Genomic DNA, 24200 nt, shown 5'->3' on the forward strand with positions numbered 1-24200 from the left:
TCGCACTCGTGCCACCGTCCGGTCCGACAGCGGCACGAACGTACCTCAGCCGGCGACCGTCCACGGGACAACCGGCGACACGGCCGCCAACGCCTTACCGACCGTGGGGTACACCGGAAGCTGTTGATCCAAACCCGTCGCTTGCAGTGGCCTGCGCACCGCGTGTCCCGCGGCGACCAGCGACCAGCGCAGCCCGCCTCGGGACGCGCGCCGCTTGATGTCCAGCAGCGCGGCGAGTCCGGACGCGCTGAGGAATCGGACCGCGTCGAGATCGAGGACGAAGTGTCGAGAGGACCGCAGCTGTTGATCGACGCAGTCGCGCAAGACGGGCTCGGTCAGGGCGTCGACCTCTCCGGAGACGTGGGCAAGCACCACGCCGTCCGGCCGCGGCTCGACATCGATCTTGATGTTCGGATGCTCGGAGTTCACGTCCTGCTCCTTGCGTTGTGCGGACACGTGCTCGGGGAGACCGTGAACCGTCCAACGCAGGCGACGGGAGCACGCTACATCGCAGCGCCTCCACAGGGGGACAGCTCAGCTACTCCCCGTGCGGCTGTCTGCTCAACCGCTCTTTTCACCGTACAAGCTCGTGGCTCAGAGACAACCCGTGGCGACCGATCGTGAAGGATTTCCTCCGTTCAGGGGTGACCCCTCACGGGTGACGCAGCAACGCGCCGACGCCGTCGCGCAGGTCGAGCCCGTCCGTGACCACGATGGTGGCGCCCGTGGTCAGCGCGGCGTACGGCAGCGCTTCGTCCGCGCGCACGGACTCGGCATCGCCGTCGAGTGCGGCGGCCTCGGCCGCGACCGCGAACGGGTCGCGATTGGTCCAGACCATCGCGTCGGATAGGGCGGTGTCGCCGACGAACAGCGTGGCGACGTTCGCGTCCCGCAGTGCCGAGGCGGTACCGGCCAGCCCGTCGACGGCGAGCCCCTGATCGCGGCCCTGTTCAGCCCGGAACCGTTGCAGCACTTCGTCTTCGTGCTGATCCTGCCGCGCGTCGATCAGTTGGTGCACCCGTTGTTCCACGGCGTGTGTGTTCGCGCCGGCCGCCCGGGCGCCGGCCGTCACCTCGACGCACACCTCGGCCGCGCGGTGGGACAGCGCGTGTGTCACCGCCGAGCGGGCTCGCACCTCGCCGACCAACGCCAGCAGGTCGGCGCCGACCCGCCGGACCGCGGTGTCGATCTCCGCGGCGATGTCGGCGACGTTCGTGTCGACGGTCTGCTCGACCCGGCGCTGGATCGGCTGGTGCGCCCGGCCGCCGCCGCCGACCTTGTGCACCGGGTGCCGCGCGCCCTCCCTGGCATAGGACGCCACCAGGTCACCGGTCGCGTCCACCGCGCGAAGATCCACACCGATCCGGTCCACGGTGGCGACCACGTGCGGGACGCCCGATCGTCGGGCCGCGAGCACCGGCATCAGGTACGGCAACTCGGAAACCCGCGCGACCGGGACCGGCGGCGCGTCCGGCAGACGCTGGTCGATCAGCACCTCGCCGCCGGTGGCGACGATCGCCCGGCCGCCGCGCCCGATGGTGGGCACGCCGTCGTCGATCGCCTCGCCGACGGCCGTGATCGTGGGCTCGTCGGCGCCCTGCTCCTGGAGAGCCTGGCGGGTGGCGCGCCAGCGCAGTTCGATGGCGCGTGCGGCGTCCTCGGTGTCGTGCGAGCTGTCGACGTAGACCGAGGCGAACGGGCCGCGCGCGTCGGTGACGTGGCGCAGGCTCCGGTAGGCGTTCATGCTTCTCGCTCCTCGAACCGTTGGGGCGCTTCGTGAACTGCCTCGCCGGTTACCCGCCGACGTCCGGCTGACACACACGCGTCGAAAGCTTTCGGGAAAGCTGCCAGAAAAGCTTTCGCAAAAGCTTTTACAAAAGCTTTTGCGAAAGCTTTCAGGTGTGCGCGCCCTCGGGTTGGGTGTGCACGGTGGCGCTGTGCAGGCGGGGGATCGACGTGCGCAGTCGCTGCTCGGCGACGTGTGCCAGCTCGTGCGCGCCGGTCAGCGTCATGTCGGCGCGCAGCGACAGGTCCACCTCGGCGTGCAGGTCGTGGCCGATCCACCGCAGCCGCACCGTGTTCACCTGCCGCACGCCGTCGGTCTCGGCCAGCGTCGCGCGCACGGAGTCGACCAGGTGCGGGTCCACCGCGTCCATCAGCCTGCCGAACACCTCCTTGCCGGCCGCGTAGGTGACCGTGGCGATCGCCGCCGCGATGAACAGCCCGACGATCGGGTCGGCCAGCCGCCAGCCCAGCGCCGCGCCACCGGCCGAGCCGAGCACGGCCAGCGAGGTGAGCGCGTCGGTGCGCGCGTGCAGCCCGTCGGCCACCAGCGCGGCCGAGCCGATCCGGCGGCCGGTGCGGATCCGCACCCGCGCGGCGATCTCGTTGCCCACGCACCCGACCACACCGGCGGCGGCCACCGCCCACAGATGTTCGACGTCGGACGGATTCGCCAACCGCCGCAACGATTCCACCAGCGCGGCGATCGCGGACGCGGCGATCACCAGGACCACGATCACGCCGGCGAGATCCTCGGCGCGCCCGAATCCGTAGGTGAATCGCCGCGTCGCGCGCCGCCGGCCCAGCAGGAACGCGATGCCGACCGGCACGGCGGTCAACGCGTCCGCCGCGTTGTGCAGCGTGTCCGACAACAGTGCGACCGACCCGGATATCGCCACGACCACGGCCTGGCCGATCGCCGTCGCGGCCAGGACGGCGAGCGACACCCAGAGCGCGCGCATGCCGTCACGGCTGCCGGCCACCGCGTGGTGACTGTGGCCGTGCCCATGACCGTGTCCGTGTCCGTGCCCCATGCGGTGCACTGTATTCCGGAAATGCGATTGCGACGACGGCGCAATTGCCAGACCGTGGCAGGTTCACAATTGTTGCGTTCGCTCAGGAGCGTCGAATCGGCATGTACGTGGGGCTCGGATCGCTGGTCAGGAAGTCGGAAACGATCCGCGTGCACGTTTTCGGCTTCTCGAAAAGCAGCAGGTGTGACGTTTCCGGAACGATCGACAATTGTGCGTTCGGCAGGCCGCGGTACAGTGCGATCGTGTGCTCGAGCGTCACCAGATCGTCGTCGCCGGACATCACCAGCGTGCGGCACGGCACCGCACCGAGATCCTCCTCGGTCAGGTCGTCGCCCGCCTCGAACGCGGTGGCGACCTTGTCCACGACCACCGGGAAGTGGTCGCGGCCGTCCGGCGAGACCTCGGCGTAGGCGTCGATCAGGTGCGGCGGCGGTTCCATGCCGGCCTGCGGGGTCATGATCATGCCGTCCTTGCGGAACGCCCCGCTGATCAACACGAGCCGTTCGACCAGGTCGGGGCGCTGCCGCCCGACCGCCAGCGCCACCGCCGCGCCCGCGCTGTAGCCGACGAGCCGGCTCGGCGTGCCGATCACCTTCTCCAGGAACGCGATCGTGTCCGCGGCCATCAGCTCCATCGTGATCGGCCCTGGCACGTCGGCCGTGCGCCCGTGCCCGCGCCGGTCCGGCGTCAGCACCCGGAACCGGTCGGCCAGCGTGCCGAGGTTCGGCGCGAAGTCCCTGCTGTCGGTCAGCCCGCCGTGCAGCAGCACCAGCGGATCGCCGTCACCCTGCTCGTCGTACCACGTGTCGACGCCGTTGACCTCGACGTATTCGGCCATGTGAGCCTCCGTTCGTAGAACCGTGTCACCGGTACTACGAACGGGCGGCCGGAAACTCATCGGGCAACCCGAACAACGGGAACAATCGCGCGCCGTCCAGATAGGTCGTGCTGTCGAGGATCAGCCCGTCGGCGATGCCGAGTACGACGATCGCGAACGGCCGGAGCACGCCGCCCTCGTCCGGCATGTACTGCCCGAACGCCGGCGAGCCGTTGGCCGCCGTGGGCAGCAGCCGCGCCGAGGCGCACGGCAGGTCCGGCGCGCGCAGTGCCCGCTCCTGCTCGGCCCGCCCGCGCAGCCACCAGAGGAACGGCGGCATCGTCATGGTCGCGTCCTCGTGCAGCAGCGCCACCAGCGTGTCGACGTCGTGCCGCTCGAACGCCGCGCAGTACCGGTCGAGCAGGTTCCGCTGCTCGTCGTCGCTCGGGTCGAACGGGTCGGTCTGGCGTCCGCCGTCGCCCAGGGTGGCGCGGGCCCGCTGCAGCGCGCTGTTCACCGAGGCGACGGTGGTGTCCAGCAGGCCGGCCACCTCGTCGGCCTTCCAGGCCAGCACGTCGCGCAGGATCAGCACGGCGCGCTGCTTGGGCGGCAGCAGTTGCAGCGCGGCCACGAACGCGGTGCGGATGGTCTCCCGCTGGGCGACCACCTCAGCCGGATCACCGTCCGGCGAGATCGCCCGCTCGTCGGGAATCGGTTGCAGGAAAAGGCTTTCCGGCTGCGGGGGACCCATCGGCGCGCCGGCCGTCGAGGGTGCGGCGAGGTCCATCGCGCGGGCCCGGCGCTGCCGGCCGCGCAGCATGTCGAGGCAGACCGAGGTGGCGATCGAGTGCAGCCACGAGCGCAGTGGCGCGCGGCCGGGGTCGTAGGAGTCGAACCGCCGCCACGCGCGCACCAGCGTGTCCTGCACGGCGTCGTCGGCGTCGAACGCGGAGCCGAGCATCCGGTAGCAGTAGCCGGTCAGCTCGACCCGGTACCGCTCCAGCTCGGCTCCCACCGCCGCTGCACTGTCTACAGTGGACATTCAGTGCCCCGTCGCGCCGTCGATCCGCTCGCGCAGCAGATCAGCGTGCCCGTTGTGCCTGGCGTACTCGGCGATCATCTTCAACAGGATCGCACGCAGCGAGATCGGCTTGCCGTCGGTGACCTTCGTCCCGGTCGTGTCCAACGAGGGCGTGGCGAGGACGATCTCCCGGGAGCGCGCGCACTCGGCGCGCCACACCGCGAGCGCCTCGGCCGGATCACCGTCGAGATCGTCGAAATCCTGGTTCGGGTCGTCGTCGGAGTAGTACAGCATCGGCACCCGATCACCGGCGAAGTTGATCTGGAACCACCACCGTTCGCAGCCCGCGAGGTGCCGCAGCAGCCCGTGCAGGCTCAGGCCGGACGGCGGGATTCCCTTGTCCGACAAGCGCTCCACGGGCACGCCCGAGCATTTCAGCTCGAACGTGGCACGGTGCCAGTCGAGGTAGGCGATCAGCATCTCGCGCTCGCCGCCGGTATTCGGCAGCTCGGCGCGCAGGTCGTTGGCGGCCCACTTGGGTGAGAAGTGCGCGGGAATCTCCGTCATCGCCCCAATGTGCCATGACGCACCGACACCGGACGGGTGAACCCGTGCACGAAGCTTGACAACCGCACGCACCTGTGCCCGCGTACTTTAGCCCGCTAAAGTACGCAGACGGGCGGAAGAACCGCAGGTCGGAGTGACACCGGCACGCCGTGGCGGGCACTGGGAGCGGGACATTTTCGACCCGGATCACACTCACGTGGCGGGTCGGGGGAGTCTCAGAGGCCGCGCGGGATCCGGTCCTCCACGGGCGGGATGGAGAACGGCCTGTGCGGCTCGGACTGGTACCAGTAGGCCACCGACGAGTAGTCGTCCGAGCGCTTGTTCGCGTGCCCGTGCTCGATCGACACCCTGATCGACTCGCTGAACGTGATCGGGTCCTCGACGTGGAACCGGTACAGGCTGATCCGCCCGCTCCAGTTGTCACCGCCGGGCAGGGTGATCCCGTGGTACGGCGCGGAGTACTCCTGCGTCGGGCACCACGCCGTGTTGAAGTAGTCCTCGGTCCCGGTGCCGTGCAGCGTCGGCGGCCAGGTCGCGCCGTCGATGAAGATCATGTCGTCGCCCTCGCCGTACCAGTTCCACTCGTTGGTGTGGCGCAGGTTGTGCACGTTCAGCACGCACCCGACGTAGTGCCCGTGGCCGTTGGCCTCCAGCAGCGTGTAGTTGCGCTTGCCGTCGGTATTGGTGCCGCCGAACAGGAACTCGTCGTTGGTCTGGTCGCCCTGCGGCTCGCCGTCGCACGGGTAGGCCTGGCGGTACTGGGCGTGAAACCGGCCGAGCCCGTCCTCCAGCTCGTCGTAGGACTCGTAGTCGATGTAGTAGTAGAAGAAGATCTTCTCCTGCTCCATCTCGCTGACGATCTCGAACCGCGCGTTCTCGGCGAACGGCATGTGGAAGAAGCAGTTGAACGACTTGCCGTCCTCCGGGCTCATCTGCAGCGGCGCGGAGATGAAGTTGCGCGTCTGCGCGTGCCCGACGCCGAAGAAGTCGCCGAGCGGCACCTCGACGCTGGCGTCCTCCTCGCCGTCCCAGTAGACGCGCAACACCAGGCGCCGCAGGAAGTCCGGCTCCCGGTTCCACGGATCGAAACCCCGCTCGTTGGCCACGGTCACCCAGATGTGGTTCACGCAGCCGGCGCCATCGATGTCCGCGAGCACGCGGGTTTCTCCCGGCAGGACGGTCAGCCGATCGTCGTTGCCGCCGCTGGTGTCCCAACTGGACACTCGCCTGCGCCGGCTGTACCGCAGCCTGGCCAGGTCGCGAAGGCTGCTTCCGTGGTCGCCGAAGCGCACCGTCATCCGCGTGCTCCTTCCGTCCGAAAGTCGGTCTCGATCTGTTCGAGACTACGGCCCTTCGTCTCCGGCACCCAGCGCCGAACGAAGATCAGCAACAGCACGCCGAAGAACCCGTAGACGATGAACAGCGTGCCGATTCCCCACGCGTCGGCAAGCACCGGCATGGTGAGCGACACGGTGAAGTTCATGATCCAGTTGGCGATCGTGGCGATGCCCATCGCGGTGCCGCGCACGTTCAGCGGGAAGATCTCCGACAGCATCACCCAGAGCACCGGGCCCCAGGTGAGCGAGAACGTCACGGTGAACACCACGAGCCCGATCACCGCGAACGTGGTGGTGACACCGCTCGGCGCGTCGAGCACCTTCGGCAGGCCGAGCAGGAACATCCCGACCGCGGTGCCGACCGTGCCCCAGATCAGCAGTGGTTTGCGGCCGACACGGTCGACCAGGCGCGCGGCGAACGCCACCGCGATCAGGTTCGGGATCGTGTTGATCACGCCGAACAGCAATGCGAAGTTCTGGGTGGCGCCGAGCTGCTTGAGCAGGGTCGGCTGGTAGTAGACGATCGTGTTGATGCCGGTGAGCTGCTGCGCCACGGCGAGTCCGGCGCCGATCGCGAGGGTGCCGAGAATCCACCTGTTGGCAAGGATTCCCCGCACTCCGACGGTGCCGCTGCTCTCGTCCTCGACCCGACGGATGTCCGCGATCTCACTGTCCACAGTGGACGAGTCGCGGGTGATCGCGAGCACCGCGCGTGCCTCGGGCTCCCGGCCGCGGCGGATGAGCCAGCGCGGTGTCTCCGGCATGAACGCGAGGCCGATCAGCAGCGCCACCGCGGGAATCACACCGATCGCGAACGCGGTGCGCCACGCCTTGTCCTCTTGTGCCACATAGGCGACCAGTGCGGCGAGCCCGACGCCGACGATGATCAGCGTCTGGTTCAGCGTGGCGATCGCGCCCCGTATTCGGGTGGGCGCCATCTCGGCGAGATAGAGCGGGACGATCACCGACGCGCCGCCCACGGCGAGCCCGAGCCCGGTGCGCGCCGCCACGAGCGTGCCGACGCCGGTCGCCACGGCCGAGGCCAGCGCACCGAGGACGAAGATCACCGAGCAGACGGCGATCACCTTGCGGCGGCCGTACCGGTCGGCCAGCGGGCCGCCGCCCAGCGCGCCGATCATGGCGCCGACCAGGATGCAGCTGGTGATCAGGCCTTCGGCAAACGGGCTGACCTCCCACTCGTCGTGGATGAACAGCATCGCGCCGCCGATGATCCCGGTGTCGTAGCCGTACAGCACCGCCCCGAGCGCGCCGAAGACGTAGAACGCCCGGCCTCCGCGAAGGCCGGGCGTGGTGATCTGGGTGCTGTCCCCGACCGTGGCCATGGCGCCTCCCCGTCGCGCTGTGCGACCGTCCGGTGACGGGCGCGTTATCGCAAGATAGGGGACACGCAGCGGTAAGGTCTAGACCTCCTTTTGGCCTAGTTGGTCAGGAGTTCACGCGCGCTCGTCGGCACCGGCGATCTTGGCCGTGCTGACCGCGATGCGGTTCCAGGTGTTGATCGCGCAGATCGCCCCGAGGACCAGTCCCAGCTCGGTCTCGTCGAGGTGTTTGGCCGCGTTGGCGTACACCTCGTCGCTGACGCCGCCGTGGGACAGCAGGGTCACCGCCTCGGTCAGCTCGAGGACGGCGATCTCCTTCTCGTCGAAGAAGTTCCGCGCCTCGCGCCACACGCCGACCATGTGCATCTTGTCGTCGCTCCAGCCTGCCTTGCGCGCGTCGGTTGTGTGCATGTGCAGGCAGTAGGCGCAGTTGTTGAGCTGCGACGCACGGATCTTGATCAGCTCGGCGAGGTCGGGGTCGATCCCGTCCATCGACGCCGCCTCGAACGCGATCTGCGCCTTGAAGACCTTGCTCGCCGCCTTGGCGAAGTTGATGCGGGGGCTCTCGTTGTTCGTCATGCCATCGACTCTATGAGCGGAATCGACCGGCTGTAGGGTGCATTCTTGTGACGGAATCGTGGGTCAATGTGGCCGAGCGGATCGGCAGCGACCTGCACCTGGAGCTGGCTGGTACCGGTGGCCGGCGCGCGGTGCTGGCCGAGGCGCTGCGCGAGGCGGTGCGCTCCGGGCGGCTCGCGCCCGGCACCCGGCTGCCGCCGTACCGCTCGCTCGCCGCCGACCTGGGCCTGGCCCGCAACACGGTGGCCGACGCCTACGCCGAACTGGTGGCCGAGGGCTGGCTGGTCGGCCGGCAGGGGTCGGGCACCCGGGTGGCGCCGCGCACCGATCCGGTGAAACCCTTGCGGCGCAAGGAGAAACGGCCCGGCGGTGTGCCAGGGCCGGTGCACCTGCTGCGGTCGGGCCAGCCGGACGCCGCGTCGTTCCCGCGCTCGGCGTGGGTGACCGCGGCCCGCCGCGCGCTCACCGCGGTGCCCAACGAGGCGTTCGGCCCCGGCGATCCACGCGGCCGGCCCGATCTGCGCGCGGCGCTGGCCGACTACCTGTCCCGGGCGCGCGGCGTGCGCACCGACGCCGACCGCGTGGTGATCTGCTCCGGGTTCGGCCACGCGCTACAACTGCTGTTCGGCGCGGGCGTGCTGCGCGGCCCGGTGAGCTTCGACTCCTACGGCCTGTGGGTGCACCGCGAGCTGCTCGAGCGCGCCGGGGCGCGCACGGTTCCGCAGGCGGTGGACGACGACGGCGTGGTGACCTCGGAACTGGTGCGGCACAAGGGAATTCGGGTCGCGATGGTCACCGCGGCGCACCAGTTCCCGCTGGGCGGCGCGCTGCACAGCGACCGGCGGGTGGAGCTGGTCGAGTGGGCGCGGGCGCGCGGCGGGGTGATCCTGGAGGACGACTACGACGGCGAGTTCCGCTACGACCGGCAGCCGGTCGGCGCACTGCAGGGGCTCGACCCCGATCGGGTGATCTACGCCGGCTCGGTGAGCAAGAGCCTGTCGCCGGCCGTGCGGGTCGGCTGGCTGGTGCTGCCCGAGCACCTGGTGGACGACGTGGCGGCGGCCAAGGGGGAGCGGGAGAGCTGGACCAGCGTGCCGGACCAGCTCACGCTGGCCGAGTTGATCACCTCCGGCGCGTACGACCGGCACCTGCGCCGGATGCGCCAGCGGTACCGGCAGCGGCGCGATCAACTGGTGCACACCCTGGCCGAGCGCGTCCCGCACATCGAGGTGACCGGGATCGCCGCCGGACTGCACGCGGTGCTGCGGCTGCCGTCGGGCACCGAGCGCACCGCGCTGCTGGCGGCGCGCTGGCAGGGGATCGCGCTGGAGGGGCTGTCCACGTTCCGCCATCCGCGGGCCGTGATGCCGACGCAGGACGGGCTGGTGGTCGGCTACGCCGCGCCGACCGATTCGGCGTACGCCTCCGCGCTGGAGGCACTGTGCCGAGTGCTGGAAGGCGTGAGCCCCGGTTAGGCTGCCGCCGTGCGTCGTGTCACGGGAAAGCAGGTCGTCGAGTACTCCGCCGCCGAATTCGCCGAGCTGCGCGCGAATTACCGCGGCGTGCTGCTCGACGTCGGAACCGGCGACGGAAAGCACGCCTATCACGCCGCGAAGAACAACCCGGAATCACTTGTCGTCGGGCTGGACGCGGCGAAGGACAACATGCGGAAAACGGCGGCCAAGGCGTCGGCGAAACCGGCGAAGGGCGGCCTCGCGAACTTGGTGTACCTGTGGGAGTCGGCCGAGCGGCTGCCGGACGCGCTGACCGGCGTGACCGAGCTGCATGTGTTGATGCCGTGGGGAAGCCTGCTGCGCGGGGTGCTCGGCTCGGACCCGGAGATGCTGCGTGGGCTGGCCGCCGTGTGCGTGCCGGGCGCGCGATTTCTCGTGGCGCTGAACCTGCACGCGTGGCGGCCGCCGGTGCCCGAGGTCGGAGACCATTCCGAACCGACTCCGGAATCGGCGGACGAGGATCTCGGCCTGATTCTCGCCGAGAACGGGTGGAAACTCGAATCCGCGCGCTATCTGAATGCCGACGAAATCGGCGCGCTGGCCACGTCGTGGACACGCCGGCTGAATTCCTCGCGGGATGCCTTCGACGTTCTGGAGTTGACCGGGGTGATCAACCCCGGCTGACGGCTCCGACCGTGCGCGAGCCCACGCCCCTGGCCAGTCCGAGCCAGGACAGCACCAGGTAGGACAGCAGCGACACCAGCACGGCGTTCAGCGCCGGCACGCCGAACGGCAGCGTGAACGCGGCGACCCCGCCGACCGCCCAGCAGACCGGACCGGCCGGCACCCATTCCGGTGTGCTCTCCGGCAGAGCGCCCGCCGCACGCGTGCACGCCAGCGGTTCACGCCAGCGCCGAACCAGGTTGCAGCGCAACGGGAATCCAGCCGCGTCGCGCCGACGCCGGCACGCGCTCCAGTGCGTGGTCGTCCTGTCCGGCGGACCGCTGTTTCGGGCTCACGGTAGGTAACCGTACGAGCACTGATCAGCACCGAGCTACGGCCGAACGTCGGACTCAGTCGCCACCGCACGGCCCGGACCGCACGTCTTTGGAGCCGCGCGCACCCGCTGACATCCGAATCCCGCAACAGTACGCACGTTCTGCTGGGTTATTACGCTCCAGGTGCCCGATTTGCCGGTTTGCTCCCGCCAAACCGCCACTTTGTGCGTACTTTAGCCCGCTAAAGTCCCTCGGTCACGGAGAAAGCCCAGGTCAGGCAAGATCAACAGGGCGCGGGAAACATAAGGGTGATGCACAAACGGCTCCGCGTGGCGGTGGGATCACACTCACGGGCTTGCTCGGCGCCCTCCCTGTCATCGCGGCTGGAACGGGGTTGAGCCCGCTGAACCCGTTAGCAGGCCGAACGGGTTCAGCGGGCTCAACCCGTGAAGGTGACGATGCAGCCTGTGGCACTAGCCGGGTTTGACCGCCTCGAAGTGGGCCACCGCGCCGGACAGGGTCAGTGTCTCGATGCGCAGCCCGCCGGTGGTGAGCCAGCCGGCAAGATCGTCGGCCGTCCCGCCGGGGCCGAACGCGCCGATCGTGCGCAGGCCCGCGACGTTCAGGTCGAACCGCAATCCCGCGCCGCGCACGATCATGTCGCCGACCAGTCGTCCGCCCGCGCGCAGGCAGCGGGCGATCTCGGTGACCGCGGCCGGCGGATCGGGCAGGCAGTGCAAACCGTTGAAGCACAAGCACATGTCGAACTCGCCGTCGGCGAACGGGAGGTGCTCGATGCTCGCCTCGACGAACTCGACGTCCGGCACGCCGACCTCCTCGGCGCGCTTGCGGGCCCGGTTCAGCATGTCCACCGAGATGTCCGCGGCGACGTAGCGCAGGTCCGGCACCACGCCGAGGTGCTTGATCGCGATTCCGCCACCGCACGGCACGTCGAGCACCGCGGCGCCGTCCGGCAGCGAACGCGGAGCACGCATCGCCTCGAAGATCTGGCCGACGTCGGTGGCCCAGAGCAGCCCTCCGGCCAGCTTCGCGATTCTCTCGTTCTCGATTCCCCGGTCGTAGATCGCGCCGTTCAACCTGCCGATGGTGCGGCTCTGCCAGACGTTGCCCACGCCAGCATTATTCCTCTTTCTTCGCCCGGCTGGGTGCCACCCGCGGTGGTTCGTTCGGCTGCTTCGGGTATACCGGCGGCCACGGCGCGTCCATCAGCCCGTCGGCCATGTCGCGCTCGGACATCTCCAGCAGCGGCTCGATCGACTGCGGCTCGGAGATCTCCGCCCACGGGTCGCCGAACTCGGCCACCCTGGCCGGCACGGTGGCCAGCGTCAGCGCCGTCGGGTCCACTGTGGACAGATCGTCCCAGGAGATCGGCGTGGACACCTGGGCGCTCTGTTTCGGCCGCACGCACCACGCGCCGAACACCGTCTTGTGCGGTGCGTTCTGGTTGAAGTCGACGAACACGCGCGCGCCGCGTTCTTCCTTCCACCACTTGGCGGTGATCTTCTCCGGGTGGCGGCGCTCCAGCTCGCGGGCCAGCGCCACCGCGGCCGCGCGCACCTGGTAGGAGTCCCACTTCCGTTGCAGCGCAACGTAGACGTGCAATCCGCGGGATCCCGAGGTCTTGAGCCGGGCGGCGATCCCCAGCTCGGCGAGCAGCTCGCGGGTGAGCACCGCGCCCTCGCGCAGCGCGTCGAAGTCGACGCCGGGGGACGGGTCCAGGTCCACCCGCAGCTCGTCGGTGAACTCCGGCTCGCCGGCGCGGTAGGGCCACACGTGGAACCCGAGGCAGCCGAGGTTGACCGCCCAGATCACGTGCGCCATGTCCGCGGCGACCAGCGCGTCGCTGGTGGTGCCGTTCGGGGTGGACACGACCGTGGTGCGCAACCACTCGGGAGTGCCGGCCGGCACGCGCTTCTGCCACCACGACTTGCCGCCGGCGCCGTTCGGGTAGCGCTCCATCAGCAGTGGCCGGTCGCGCATCACGGCCATCAGCGGCTCGCCGACCGCGAGGTAGTAGTTGACCAGGTCCAGCTTGGTCTCGTTGCGCTGGTTGAAGAACACCTTGTCCGGGCTGGACACCGTGACCTCGGTGCCGCCGACGTCGACGGTGATCGACTCGCTCTTGGCCGCCATGGCTAGTTCCCCCGCTGGGTGGCGGAGAACAGGTCGATCAGCTCGGCCGGCACGGCCTCGTCGAGCTGCGAGTACGTGCACGACTCGGGTGTCCGATCCGGCCGGAAGCGGACCAGCCGCCCACCGTGCCGGAACCGGCCGGCCAGCACGTTCTCGTACCGGACCTCGGCGACCAGCTCGATGCGCACCGGCTCCCAGGACAGGTCCTTGCCGCCCGACCACCGGCTGAGCCCGCCCGGCATCCGCCCGCTCTCGTGCGCTTCGGCTTGGGCCCACTCGCGCCACGGGTGGGCGTCCAAGGCATTGCGCCGCAACGGTTCCAGCTCGTCGACCAGCTCAGCGCGCCGGGCGGCGGTGAAGCTGGAGGCGACGCCGACGTGGTGCAGTGTCCCGTTGTCGTCGTAGAGCCCGAGCAGCAGCGAGCCGACGCCCTTGCCGTCCTTGTGCATCCGGAAGCCGGCGACCACGCAGTCCGCGGTGCGCTCGTGCTTGACCTTCCACATGATCCGCTTGTCCTGCTGGTACGGCGAGTCACCCGGCTTGGCCATCACGCCGTCGAATCCCGCGCCCTCGAACCGCGTGAACCAGTCCTCGGCGACATCGGGGTCGCGCGTCAGCGGCGTCAGGTGCACCCTGGCGAACTCGGTGTCCACAATGGACTCGAGCAGTTCGCGGCGTTCGGTGAACGGCTTCTCGGTGAGGTCGTCGTCACCCAGCGCGAGCAGGTCGAACGCGACGAAACTGGCGGGCGTCTCGGCGGCCAGCTTCTTCACCCGGGAGGCGGCGGGGTGCAGGCGGTTCTGCAGCGTGTCGAAGTCCAGCCCGGTTCCGGTGACCACGATGATCTCGCCGTCCACCACGCAGCGCGGCGGCAGCGCGTCGGCCAGCAGGTCGACCAGTTCGGGGAAATACCTGGTCAGCGGGCGATCGTTGCGTGATCCCAGTTCGATCTCGTCGCCGTCACGGAACACGACGCACCGGAAGCCGTCCCACTTGGGCTCGTAGGCGAGGCCCTCGGCGCGGGGCACCTCGTGCACGGCTTTGGCCAGCATCGGCTTCACCGGCGGCATGACAGGAAGGTCCACGTCTCGACACTAGATCGTCAGCGGGCCCTGCACGAGGCTGGACACGGACAGTAGGCTTTCGTGTACCGGTCAACAGGCGAGGTGAGCAGTGAACGACCCGTCGTGGGTTCCGCCCGATATCGACGTCACGATGCCGAGTGCGGCCCGCGTGTACGACTATCTGCTCGGCGGTGCGCACAATTTCGCCGTCGATCGCGCGGTCGGCGAGAAGTTCCTCCAGACGATGAAGAACGGCACCCAGCTCGCCGGTTCGAATCGGGGATTCCTGCGCCGGGCCGTGCTGCACATGGTGGAGCAGGGCGTCACACAATTCCTGGATCTCGGGTCGGGTATTCCGACGGTGGGCAACGTGCACGAGATCGCCCAGGCGGCGGCGCCCGGCGCGAAGGTCGTCTACGTCGACTACGACGACGTGGCCGTCGCGCACAGCGAGGTCATGCTCCAGGACAACGACAACGCGGCCGTCGTGCACGCCGACCTCACCGAGCCGGACACCGTGCTGTCCGATCCGGCGACCCGTGCGCTGCTGGACTTCGACAAGCCGATCGGGCTGCTCGTGGTCGCGGTGCTGCATTTCGTACCGCACGAGAAGCGGCCGCTGGAGATCATGGCGGCCTACCGGGACGCGTTGCCGGCCGGCAGCATGCTCGCGCTGTCGCACCTGACGAGGCAGCACGATCCGGAGGGCATGGGGGTCGTCATCGAGGAGATGAAGGACACCAGGGACTCGGTGACCTTCCGCGGCCGTGAGGAGATTCTGGCGCTGTTCGACGGGTTCGATGTGATCGAGCCCGGCGTGATCTCCGCACCGCGATGGCGGCCGGAGCGCGCGGACGAGGATTACGAGTTGCAGGACGTCTATGCCGGCGTCGGCCGCAAGGAGAGGTGAACGGTGAACGACCGCCCGTCATGGGTTCCGTCCGATGTGGACGTCGAGATACCGAGTTCCGCTCGTATCTACGATTACCTGCTTGGCGGTGCGCACAATTTCAGTGCGGACCGCACGGTCGGCGAGAAGATGCTGCGGGCGATGCCCAACGCGACGCGGATCGCCGGAGCGAACCGCTCGTTTCTGCGCAGGGCGGTGTTGTACATGCTCGAACAGGGCATCACGCAGTTTCTCGACCTCGGCTCCGGGATTCCGACCGTCGGCAATGTGCACGAGGTGGCGCAGGGCGCGAATCCCGACGCCAAGGTGGCCTATGTCGACTACGACGAGGTGGCCGTGGCGCACAGCGAGCTCATCCTGGAGGGCAACGAGAACGCCACCGTCGTCAAGGCCGACTTCACCGAGCCGAACACGGTGCTGTCCGCGCCGCCGGTGCGGCGGTTGTTGGACTTCGACAAGCCGATCGGCCTGCTGATGGTCGGCGTGTTCCATTTCGTGCCCGACGAGAAGCAGCCGCACGAGATCCTCGCCACCTACCGGAACGCGTTGCCCGACACGGGTGCGCTCGCCCTGTCGCACCTGACCGCCGATTACGCCCCGGAGGGCATGGCCGGCCTCGCCGAGGCGATGCGCAAGAGCAAGGACCCGATGTACCTGCGCGGCCACGACGAGGTGGTGTCCCTGTTCGCCGGCTGGGAGCTGATCGAGCCGGGTGTGGTCCCCGCGCCGGGATGGCGTCCGGAGCGCGCGGGCGAGCCCATGGAGCCGAAGGACATCTACGCCGGAGTCGGCCGCAAGGTGTGAGTCACTCCGTCCATAGTGGACGGTCAGTCAGGTTTCGATCAAGCGAGGTGAACGATGAACGACCGCCCGTCATGGGTTCCGTCCGATGTGGACGTTCAGGTGCCGAGTGCTGCTCGTGTGTACGACTACCTGCTCGGCGGCGCGCACAATTTCGCCATCGATCGCGCGGTCGGCGAGAAGGTGCTCCAGGTGATGCGCAACGGCACGCAGATCGCCGGTTCGAACCGGGCGTTCATGCGTCGGGCCGTGCTGCACATGCTGGAGCTGGGCATCACGCAGTTTCTGGACCTCGGGTCGGGCATCCCCACCGTGGGCAACGTGCACGAGGTGGCACAGGGCGCGAACCCCGACGCCAAGGTGGCTTACGTCGACTACGACGAGGTGGCCGTCGCGCACAGTGAACTTCTGTTGGACGACAACGAGAACGCGGTTGTGGTCAACGCGGACCTGACCCAGCCGAACGTGGTGCTGTCCGACCCGACGGTGCACGCGTTGCTGGACTTCGACAAGCCGATCGGCCTGCTGATGGTCGCGGTGTTCCACTTCGTGCCCGACGAGAAGCAGCCGCTGGAGATCCTCGCGGCCTACCGGGACGCGCTGCCCGCCGGCAGCATGCTCGCGCTGTCACACCTGACCGCCGACCACGCCCCGGAGGGCATGGCCGGCGTGGTCGAGGCGATGAAGAACAGCCGGGACCCGATGTACTTCCGTCCGTACGACGAGGTCGTGTCGATGTTCACCGGGTTCGAGCTGCTGGAGCCGGGCGTGGTGTCCGCGCCGGCGTGGCACCCCGAGCGGGCGGACGAGACCGAGGGCCCGAGGGACGTCTACGTGGGAGTCGGCCGCAAGGAGTGATCACTCCTCGGGCTGTGTGGTGTAGGCGGCGTACACGCGGTCGGCGGCGGCCTTGGCCTGCTCGGGGTCGGCGCCGTCCTCGACGTCCGCGGCGCGCCAGCGGTCGCTCGACTCGGCCATGAACGCCAGGCCCTCCTCAGAGAAGTGCCAGGCCATCGCCTCCTCCTGGCTCAGCGAACCGGCGCCGGACATGTGCAGGTACAGGCCCATCAGCAGCATGTCCCAGCCGATGCCGACCATGCCGGGGCCGAACTGCTTCCAGTCGTCGGCGACGTGCGCGACGTGCTCCAGTTCGAACCTGGCCCGCTCACTCGATTCGGCGGACAGGCGCACCTCGATCCAGCTCACATTGCCGTCGTACTCCCAGGTGGCGGCGAAGCTCTTCGGCGGGTCGCAGCGCTCGACCGTGCCGCCGGCGTTGCCCTCCAACTGGTAGCGGCCGCCGAGCTTCAGGTCGCCGGTGACCGGCAGGAACCAGCGGGGGATCCGTTCGGCGTTGGTGCAGGCGTCCCACAGGTCCTCGGCCGTGGTGTCGTAGCTCTGGCTGATCGTGAGCACCCGCGCCTCGCCGGCCTCCAGCTTTCGGGTGCCGAGGTGCCGGCGGACGGCGTTGATCTGGTGCTTGACGTCGATCATTGTTGTTTTCTCCGTTCACGTTTGCCGCGTGCGATCTCGGTCGCGAGCGCGTCGAGGTGGGGCGTCCAGAAGCGTCGGAAGCGGTCGATCCAGTCGTCGACCTCACGGAGGGGTTCCGGGTTCACCGCGTACAGCCGCCGCGTCCCTTCCGGGCGCACGGTGGTTAATCCGTTGTCCCGCAACACTTTCAGGTGCTGTGAGACGGCGGGTTGGGTGATCCGGAACTCCTCGGTGATGATCGCGCAGACGGCCCCGGAGGTCTGCTCGCCGTCCACGAGCAGCTCCAGGATTCGGCGGCGAACCGGGTCGCCGAGGACGTCGAACGCGTGCACGGCGGCAACTCTAGAAGGTGTTGCTTATATAAGTCAACTCTTAAAGTATTGCGGGCGCTCTGGTGGGTACTCCTGGCTGGTGGACGCGATAAGCAGGCCGGGTCCGCTGCGGTGGCTGCGCTATGCCTACGGCGGCCGGCTGCCCGATCGGTATCGGGCGTGGGTCCTGCGCGACGCGACGGCGCCACACTGGCGTTGGCGGTACGCGCTGCGCGTGCTCGCGGAGACGGCGCCGTTCCTGGCCGTCGGGTTTCTCGTGCTCATGCTGCTGCCGGTACCCGTGGCGATGGCGCTCGCCGCGCTCGGGTTCGCCCTGGTGATGACGCTGGCCTTCACGCTCGCGCAGGCCGAGGAGTTCCGGGCGGATCGCTTGGTACAGCACGGTTTCCCGCCTGATACCGGCCGGCGATCGCGCCGCTGACCGATACACGTCGGACGTATCTTGACCGTCCGGCTCGAGACGTGGTCTAGTCCATAGCGGCCCATGACCGGTAGACCGGGAAGGTGCGCCCGTGCGGACGTCACGATTCGTTGCCTTTGCGGCAATCTCGATGTTGACAATCACCGGAATAGCGGTTGCGGAGGCAGGTATGGCCCCGGTGGAGGCGACTGTCACTCCTCGGATTCATCCGACACCGGCCGCGATCTCGATGCGGGGCGAGCCGTTCCCGGTCACCCCGGATGTCGGCCTGGTCACCGGAGCGCGCACTGATACGCCGGCCGTCGCCGCCGTGCGCACGGCGCTCGCCTCGGCCGGATTCACCCGCGTCACCGAGGCGACCGAGTCCGATCCGGGCACCCCGGTCACCGTGTGGGTGGGTGGCCCGGCCGAGAACGCCGCGACCGCCGGCACGCTGGACACGCTCGGCGTGCGCGGCCCGGCCGGCCTGCGTGCGGACGGCTACGTGCTGGCCAGTGGCCGCGACTCGGCCGACCGCGAGCACGTCGTGCTGGCCGGGGTCGACGGTGCGGGCACGTTCTACGCCGCCCAGTCGCTGCGCCAGCTCCTCACCCCGGCGGGGATGCCCTCGGTCGAGGTGCGCGACGAACCGTCGGCCGAGCATCGCGGAACGATCGAGGGCTTCTACGGTCAGCCGTGGTCGCACGCCGACCGGCTGGACCAGATGGACTTCTACGGCCGCACCAAGCAGAACATCTACGTCTACGCCCCGAAGGACGACCCGTATCACCGGGAGAAGTGGCGCGAGCCTTACCCGCCGGCCGAGCTGGCCCGGCTCAAGGAGCTGGTCGACCGGGCCGCCGCGAACCACGTCGGCTTCACCTTCGCGCTCTCGCCCGGCCTGTCGATCTGCTACAGCTCCGACGCCGACCTGCGGGCGCTGGTCGACAAGTTCGAGTCGCTGTACGGAATCGGCGTGCGGCAGTTCAACATCCCGCTCGACGACATCTCCTACGACAAGTGGAACTGCGTGGAGGACGAGCAGAAGTTCGGCCCTGGTTCGCCGGCGTCCGCGGGGGCGGCGCAGTCGTTCGTGCTGAACCGGGTGAAGACCGCGTTCAACGACAAGCACCCGGACGTCAGTCCACTTCAGACGGTCGCGACCGAGTACTACGACATCAAGGAGTCGGCCTACAAGAAGGCGCTGCGCGAGCAGCTGGACCCGAGCGTGCTGGTGCAGTGGACCGGCATCGGGGTGATCGCGCCGACGATCACCACCGCGGACGCGCGGGCCGCCCGCGAGGTGTTCGGGCACAAGATCCTGGTGTGGGACAACTACCCGGTCAACGACTACGTGAAGGAGCGGCTGCTGCTCGGCCCGTACGTCGGCCGGGAGCCCGGGATCACCACGGAAACCGTTGGTGTCACGGCGAATCCGATGAACCAGGCGCAGGCCAGCAAGATCGCGCTGCACACGTCGGCCGACTTCCTGTGGAACGCGCCGGCCTACGATCCCGCGCGCTCCTGGGAGGCGGCGATCGCCGATCTCGGTGGCACGGCGGCGAACTGGCTGCGGGTGTTCGCGGAGAACAGTCACTCGTCGCGGATCCAGCCGGTCGAGTCGGCGACGCTGACGCCGCTGATCGCCGAGCTGTGGCGGGCGTTCGAGCAGAACCAGGACGTCACCGCGCCCGCCGCGAAGGTGAACGAGTACTTCGGGCTCGTCGAGCAGACGCCGGCCCGGCTGGCTGAGGGCCTCGCGAACCCCCGGTTCCTGACCGAGACGAAACCGTGGCTGGACAAGTTCGGAGCGTACGGCGCCGCCGGCAAGATCGCGGCGGATCTCCTTGTGGCGTACCAGAAAGGTGACACCGCGACGGTGGAGCGGCTGCGGGCGGACCTGACGGCCAAGCGCGACGAACTGCACGCCATCCCGCAGGTGCTCGCGCCCGGCGTGTTCGACCCCTTCCTGGACCGCGCGCTGCGTGACACCGGGGCGTAGCGAGGAACCAATCGAGCCGTGAGGGTGACCATGCCGCCCCGCTCGGCCTGACGTGCACCACCTTCACGTTTCCCGCCACTAGTTGATCATGTTTGACCTGGGCGTTCTCCGTGGCCGGGGTACTTTAGCGGGCTAAAGTACGCGGATGGGTACCCGCGCGATTGTCAAGCGTTGGGTGCGACGACTCGGGGACTACTTTCGGTTGTACAGCCGCATGGTCAGCGTTCCGAAGACCACGGTCAGCACGGCGCTGGCCACGAGCACCCAGAGGATCTCGCCGCCGTCCCACGTGCCGCTCATGGTGGATCGGCAGGCCGCCACCAGGTGCGTGATCGGGTTGACGTCCACAAAGGACTGCAGCCAGCCGGGCATGGTCTTCGGGTTGACGAACACGTTGCTCAGGAAGGTCAGCGGGAACAGCACCAGCATGCTGACGCCCATCACCGACTTCTCCGAGCGCATGAACAGCCCGAACATCGTCCACACCCAGGAGAACGCGAACGAGAACACCATCAGCAGCCCTACCGCCGCGAGCACGCCGACGATGCCGCCGTCTGGCCGGTACCCGAGGATCAGCCCGATCACCATGATCGTGGTCGAGGCCAGCACGTACCGCAGCAGGTCGCCCAGGATGTAGCCGACCATGGCCGCCGGCCGCCACACGGGCAGGCTGCGGAACCGGTCGAACACGCCCTTCTCGATGTCGGTGTTCACCGCGACGCCGGTGTACATCGTGATCATCACGACGCTGGTGACCAGGATGCCGGGCAGCAGGTACTGCAGGTATTCCGTGGTCGAACCGGCGAGCGCACCACCGAACAGGTAGGTGAACATCAACGTCATCATGATCGGGAACGCGGTGACGTCGAACAGTTGCTCCGGCACGTGCTTGATCTTCAGCACGGCCCGCCAGCCGAACGTGATCGACGCGGACAGCGCACTGGGCCTCGGCGGCCGCTCCTTGGCGACCAGCACGCTGGCCAGGTTCTCCGCGACCGGCGCCAGCTCGATCTCGTCGTCCTTCGCGCGTGCGGTGGTCATGCCGCGCTCCCTTCGGTGGCCGGGCGGTCGGTGAGCGCGAGGAACACCTCGTCCAGGCTCGGCTGCCCGAGGGAGAACGTGTCCACCACGATCTCGGACCTGCCCAACTCGGCCAGCGCGCGCGAGGCCTGCTCGGCCGCGCCGCGTTCGGTGCCCCCGTCGCCGCCACCGTCGGCGATCCGCGCGGTGATCGCCACCGGGTCGTGGTCCAGGATCACCTGCGCGTCCAGTGCGGACCGGAGGATCTCGGCCGCCTCGGCTCGTTGCTCGGCGTCGCGCAGCCGCAGGTGCACGGCACCCACGCCGACCGACGCCTTCAGCGCGCCCTTGGTGCCCTCGGCGATCACCTTGCCGTTGTCGATCACCGCGATGCGCGACGCGAGCTGATCGGCCTCGTCCAGGTACTGCGTGGTCAGCAGCACGGTCGTGCCCTGGGCGACGATCGCGCGAACGATGTCCCACACCTGGTTGCGGCTGCGCGGATCGAGGCCGGTGGTCGGCTCGTCCAGGAACAGCAGATCGGGCGTACTGAGGATGCTGGCCGCGATGTCCAGCCGCCTGCGCATGCCGCCGGAGTACGTCTTCACCTGCCGGTCGGCCGCCGGGGTGAGCCCGAACGCCTCGAGCAACTCGGCGGCCCGGTCGCGGGCGGCGTGCCGGCGGTGCCCGAGCAGCCGGCCGATGAGGATCAGGTTCTCCATGCCGGTGAGGTCCTCGTCGACCGAGGCGAACTGCCCGGTCAGGCTCACCCGGCCGCGGACCTCGTCGGCCTGGCGCCGCACGTCCTTGCCGAACACGAGCGCCTCGCCGCCGTCCGGGCGCAGTAGGGTCGCCAGCACCCGGACCGCGGTGGTCTTGCCGGCGCCGTTCGGGCCGAGCACGCCGTAGACGATGCCGCGCGGCACGGTCAGGTCGAGCCCGTCCAGCGCGCGTGTCTCGCCGAACAGTTTCACCAGGCCGGCCGTCTCGACCGCCGGTTCGTCGTGGTTGTCCACCTCTGCACCTCCACCGGGGAAGTCGCGCCAAGGTGGCCGAAGTTACGCCCGAACCCTGACAAACCGGGACGATTTCCACAGCCAGCTGGCGGGTCATGACGCGGAGATCACCAGGCCGCTCGGCCCGCTTGACCGCACGAGCGGAAGCCACGCTGGGGAGGTGGCGTGGCTGGACCACCCAATCAACTCAGCCACCCACCTCGCGGCCCGCAACCATCCAAGCAACAAGACCACAGGCCGTCGGCGAAGCCGACTCCGCGACCTTGCCCGAGTTCACAAGAACAGTGAGACGGCCGCCGGCGCCATGTAGATCAGCGGGAACGGGATGTGCGAGTACCACTTCGCGCGGATCACCGTGATCACCGCGCCGATGAAGTAGAGCACCAGACAGACCGCGGCGGCCACGCCGATCGCCGGCACGAACAACCCGACGATCAGTCCGGCCGCGCCGGCCGCCTTCGCCGTGCCGAGCCAGGGCAGCCACGACTCGGGGACGCCGTAGTCCTCCATCGGCTTCACCACCCACGGGGTGCGGGCGAACATCGACACGGCGGAGAACCCCACCATGACCGCTCCGACGATGGTGACGATGACGTATGCGGTGGACATCGCGAACTCCTTGGTCCGATCGGGTGTGTCACCGCCATGACGGACCGCGCGGCACCGATGTGACAGGGTTCGAGCCGTGGTGACAGACCAGCTGTGGCCCGCGGTGATCCTGGTGTTGGCCGGACTGTGCGCGTTCGCCGCCGTCGTGGTGTGGCTGGGGGAGGTCGTCGCCTGGTGGGCGGTGGTCACCGCCGTGCTGCGCGCCACCGTCCAACTCGCCGTGGTGTCGCTGCTGATCGCCGCCGTGCTCGCGTCGGTCGGCTGGACCGCGTTGTTCGTGCTGACCATGTACGCCGTCGCCACGGTCACCTCCGCGCGGCGGATCGGCACGCTGCGCGCGGCGCCCCCGGTCGCGGCGGCGATCGGCTGCGGGGTGCTGCCGGCACTCGCGATCCTGGTCGTGACCGGCGTCGTGCCGGCTCGGCCGGTCGTGCTGCTGCCGGTGGCCGGGATCCTGATCGGCGGGGCGATGACCGCCACCTCGCTCGCCGGCCGGCGCGCGGTCGACGAGCTGGTGAACCGGCGCGGGGAGTACGAGGCGGCGCTCGCGCTCGGGTTCACGATTCGGGGCGCGGCTTTGGAGATCTGCCGGCCGTCGGCTGGTCAGGCGCTGGTGCCCGCGCTGGATCAGACCCGCACGGTCGGGCTGGTCACGCTGCCGGGCGCGTTCGTCGGGATGCTGCTCGGCGGCGCGAGCCCGGCCCAGGCCGGCCTCACCCAGCTGCTCGTGCTGGTCGGTCTGCTCGCGGTGGAGGCGGTCGCCGTGGTGATCACCGTGGAGCTGGTGGCGACCGGCCGCCTCACGGGCGCAGCGCGCGGACGATCGGGATGAAGTACAGCTCGGCGAGCCGCTGGCGCCCCTCTGGCGAGTCCAGCGGCAGCAGCGTCTCGGGCGTGAGGACCAGCGACAGGACGTTGCGCGCCAGGACTTCGGCGACGATGTCGATGTCCTCGTCGGGCATCGCGAGGTGGCCGGCGGTGACCTCGGCGCGGATGTGCCCGGCGATCCAGTTGCGCGCGGCGGCGAGGAAGTCGCCCGCCTTCACGGTCAGGTAGGGCAGCAGGAACTCGGGCTCGGTGCGCAGCAACCGGGACAGCAGCTTGTGCTCGCGCAGGAACATCACGGCGAAGGTCAGCCCCTCGATCAGCTTGGCCTCCGGCGTGGACTGGGCCGCGATGACCGTGTCCGCCTTGGTCAGGAAGCGCCGCAGCTCGCTCATGATCAGGACTTTGAGCAGCTTGTCCTTCTTGGGGAAGTGGCGGTAGATCGTCACCCGGGACAGCCCGACGCGGCGGGCCACCTCGTCGACGGTGAACCGTCGAAGCCCGAAGTCCTCGGCGTGCTCCAGCGCCGCCCGCAGGATCCGGTTGGTGCTCTCGTCGTCGGGCAGCTCGGCCTCGATCGCCTCCCTGAGAACGTCCTTGCGCACTCTGCCCGTCTGCATGGACAGCAGCTTAACGGACTTTAC

27 protein-coding genes are annotated in these 24200 nt (G+C 69.2%); 8 read left to right on the plus strand and 19 right to left on the minus strand.

Annotated elements, in window-relative coordinates; translation table 11 throughout:
* Positions 1–45: 45 nt before the first annotated feature.
* The 9 genes from EV193_RS27180 to EV193_RS27220 all read right to left on the minus strand — a co-directional run bounded on the left by EV193_RS27180 (position 46) and on the right by EV193_RS27220 (position 8477).
* Positions 46–429 (minus strand): STAS domain-containing protein, encoded by a 384-nt coding sequence (locus EV193_RS27180; protein ID WP_165401523.1) that lies wholly within the window; start codon positions 427–429, stop codon positions 46–48.
* A gap of 223 nt (positions 430–652) precedes the next feature.
* On the minus strand, positions 653–1744 hold the full coding sequence (locus EV193_RS27185) for an Rv2629 family ribosome hibernation factor (protein ID WP_130347767.1): 1092 nt from the start codon (positions 1742–1744) through the stop codon (positions 653–655).
* Positions 1745–1895: 151 nt separating this feature from the next.
* A complete protein-coding gene (locus EV193_RS27190; protein ID WP_130347768.1) occupies positions 1896–2816 on the minus strand; it encodes a cation diffusion facilitator family transporter in 921 nt (306 codons plus the stop codon).
* A gap of 82 nt (positions 2817–2898) precedes the next feature.
* Positions 2899–3654 (minus strand): alpha/beta fold hydrolase, encoded by a 756-nt coding sequence (locus EV193_RS27195; protein ID WP_130347769.1) that lies wholly within the window; start codon positions 3652–3654, stop codon positions 2899–2901.
* Between the two features lie 34 nt (positions 3655–3688).
* A complete protein-coding gene (locus EV193_RS27200; protein ID WP_130347770.1) occupies positions 3689–4675 on the minus strand; it encodes a sigma-70 family RNA polymerase sigma factor in 987 nt (328 codons plus the stop codon).
* Positions 4676–5221 (minus strand): DinB family protein, encoded by a 546-nt coding sequence (locus EV193_RS27205; protein WP_130347771.1) that lies wholly within the window; start codon positions 5219–5221, stop codon positions 4676–4678.
* Positions 5222–5436: 215 nt separating this feature from the next.
* The gene (locus EV193_RS27210) at positions 5437–6519 is read right to left on the minus strand and encodes a glycoside hydrolase family 172 protein (RefSeq protein ID WP_130347772.1); all 1083 of its coding nucleotides are present in this window, start codon (positions 6517–6519) and stop codon (positions 5437–5439) included.
* Complete coding sequence (locus EV193_RS27215; RefSeq protein WP_130347773.1) at positions 6516–7901, minus strand: sugar porter family MFS transporter; 1386 nt, start codon at positions 7899–7901, stop codon at positions 6516–6518. Before EV193_RS27215 ends, EV193_RS27210 begins: the two co-directional genes overlap by 4 nt.
* 111 nt (positions 7902–8012) lie before the next feature.
* A complete protein-coding gene (locus EV193_RS27220; protein ID WP_130347774.1) occupies positions 8013–8477 on the minus strand; it encodes a carboxymuconolactone decarboxylase family protein in 465 nt (154 codons plus the stop codon).
* A gap of 47 nt (positions 8478–8524) precedes the next feature.
* Here EV193_RS27220 and pdxR point away from each other — a divergent pair, with 47 nt between their 5' ends.
* Positions 8525–9952: a MocR-like pyridoxine biosynthesis transcription factor PdxR gene (gene pdxR / locus EV193_RS27225; RefSeq protein WP_130347775.1), complete on the plus strand. Its 1428-nt coding sequence runs from the start codon at positions 8525–8527 to the stop codon at positions 9950–9952.
* Positions 9953–9961: 9 nt separating this feature from the next.
* Positions 9962–10615 (plus strand): 16S rRNA (adenine(1408)-N(1))-methyltransferase KamB, encoded by a 654-nt coding sequence (gene kamB, locus EV193_RS27230; RefSeq protein ID WP_130347776.1) that lies wholly within the window; start codon positions 9962–9964, stop codon positions 10613–10615.
* On the opposite strand, the gene EV193_RS27235 is transcribed toward kamB, so the two are convergent.
* From EV193_RS27235 to EV193_RS27250, 4 genes are all read right to left on the minus strand, one after another.
* A complete protein-coding gene (locus EV193_RS27235) occupies positions 10602–10865 on the minus strand; it encodes a hypothetical protein (RefSeq protein WP_130347777.1) in 264 nt (87 codons plus the stop codon). The genes kamB and EV193_RS27235 overlap by 14 nt on opposite strands.
* A gap of 537 nt (positions 10866–11402) precedes the next feature.
* Positions 11403–12062 carry a class I SAM-dependent methyltransferase gene (locus EV193_RS27240; protein ID WP_207222820.1) on the minus strand — a complete coding sequence of 220 codons (660 nt, stop codon included), beginning with the start codon at positions 12060–12062 and terminating at the stop codon, positions 11403–11405.
* A 7-nt stretch (positions 12063–12069) separates the two neighbouring features.
* Positions 12070–13083 (minus strand): non-homologous end-joining DNA ligase, encoded by a 1014-nt coding sequence (ligD, locus tag EV193_RS27245; protein ID WP_130347778.1) that lies wholly within the window; start codon positions 13081–13083, stop codon positions 12070–12072.
* Between the two features lie 2 nt (positions 13084–13085).
* The gene (locus EV193_RS27250) at positions 13086–14168 is read right to left on the minus strand and encodes an ATP-dependent DNA ligase (protein ID WP_207222821.1); all 1083 of its coding nucleotides are present in this window, start codon (positions 14166–14168) and stop codon (positions 13086–13088) included.
* Positions 14169–14256: 88 nt separating this feature from the next.
* Between EV193_RS27250 and EV193_RS27255 the strand changes: the two genes are divergently transcribed.
* The 3 genes from EV193_RS27255 to EV193_RS27265 are packed head-to-tail and all read left to right on the plus strand — an operon-like array spanning position 14257 to position 16716.
* Positions 14257–15057: an SAM-dependent methyltransferase gene (locus tag EV193_RS27255; RefSeq protein ID WP_242613703.1), complete on the plus strand. Its 801-nt coding sequence runs from the start codon at positions 14257–14259 to the stop codon at positions 15055–15057.
* Positions 15058–15060: 3 nt separating this feature from the next.
* Entirely contained in the window at positions 15061–15861 is an 801-nt protein-coding gene (locus EV193_RS27260; protein WP_130347779.1) for an SAM-dependent methyltransferase, read from the plus strand.
* A gap of 54 nt (positions 15862–15915) precedes the next feature.
* Positions 15916–16716, plus strand: a complete 801-nt coding sequence (locus EV193_RS27265; protein ID WP_130347780.1) for an SAM-dependent methyltransferase — start codon at positions 15916–15918, stop codon at positions 16714–16716.
* On the opposite strand, the gene EV193_RS27270 is transcribed toward EV193_RS27265, so the two are convergent.
* Both EV193_RS27270 and EV193_RS27275 read right to left on the minus strand, forming a co-directional pair.
* The gene (locus EV193_RS27270) at positions 16717–17352 is read right to left on the minus strand and encodes an SRPBCC family protein (RefSeq protein ID WP_130347781.1); all 636 of its coding nucleotides are present in this window, start codon (positions 17350–17352) and stop codon (positions 16717–16719) included.
* Positions 17349–17684, minus strand: a complete 336-nt coding sequence (locus EV193_RS27275; protein WP_130347782.1) for an ArsR/SmtB family transcription factor — start codon at positions 17682–17684, stop codon at positions 17349–17351. Before EV193_RS27275 ends, EV193_RS27270 begins: the two co-directional genes overlap by 4 nt.
* Positions 17685–17763: 79 nt before the next feature.
* Between EV193_RS27275 and EV193_RS27280 the strand changes: the two genes are divergently transcribed.
* Together EV193_RS27280 and EV193_RS27285 are read left to right on the plus strand one after the other, a co-directional pair.
* The gene (locus EV193_RS27280) at positions 17764–18105 is read left to right on the plus strand and encodes a DUF5313 family protein (protein ID WP_242613704.1); all 342 of its coding nucleotides are present in this window, start codon (positions 17764–17766) and stop codon (positions 18103–18105) included.
* Between the two features lie 169 nt (positions 18106–18274).
* The gene (locus tag EV193_RS27285; RefSeq protein ID WP_130347783.1) at positions 18275–20086 is read left to right on the plus strand and encodes a glycoside hydrolase family 84 protein; all 1812 of its coding nucleotides are present in this window, start codon (positions 18275–18277) and stop codon (positions 20084–20086) included.
* 192 nt (positions 20087–20278) lie between these two features.
* On the opposite strand, the gene EV193_RS27290 is transcribed toward EV193_RS27285, so the two are convergent.
* From EV193_RS27290 to EV193_RS27300, 3 genes are all read right to left on the minus strand, one after another.
* On the minus strand, positions 20279–21127 hold the full coding sequence (locus EV193_RS27290; protein WP_130347784.1) for an ABC transporter permease: 849 nt from the start codon (positions 21125–21127) through the stop codon (positions 20279–20281).
* Complete coding sequence (locus EV193_RS27295; protein ID WP_130347785.1) at positions 21124–22122, minus strand: ATP-binding cassette domain-containing protein; 999 nt, start codon at positions 22120–22122, stop codon at positions 21124–21126. Before EV193_RS27295 ends, EV193_RS27290 begins: the two co-directional genes overlap by 4 nt.
* A gap of 273 nt (positions 22123–22395) precedes the next feature.
* The gene (locus tag EV193_RS27300; protein WP_130347786.1) at positions 22396–22731 is read right to left on the minus strand and encodes a DoxX family protein; all 336 of its coding nucleotides are present in this window, start codon (positions 22729–22731) and stop codon (positions 22396–22398) included.
* Positions 22732–22807: 76 nt separating this feature from the next.
* Between EV193_RS27300 and EV193_RS27305 the strand changes: the two genes are divergently transcribed.
* Positions 22808–23563, plus strand: coding sequence for an ABC transporter permease (locus EV193_RS27305; protein WP_207222822.1), 756 nt, complete (start codon positions 22808–22810; stop codon positions 23561–23563).
* Here the strand turns inward: EV193_RS27305 and EV193_RS27310 are convergent.
* Positions 23532–24176, minus strand: coding sequence for a TetR/AcrR family transcriptional regulator (locus EV193_RS27310; RefSeq protein WP_130347787.1), 645 nt, complete (start codon positions 24174–24176; stop codon positions 23532–23534). The genes EV193_RS27305 and EV193_RS27310 overlap by 32 nt on opposite strands.
* Positions 24177–24200 lie beyond the last annotated feature (24 nt).

The organism is Herbihabitans rhizosphaerae (genome assembly GCF_004216555.1).
Lineage (GTDB): Bacteria > Actinomycetota > Actinomycetes > Mycobacteriales > Pseudonocardiaceae > Herbihabitans > Herbihabitans rhizosphaerae.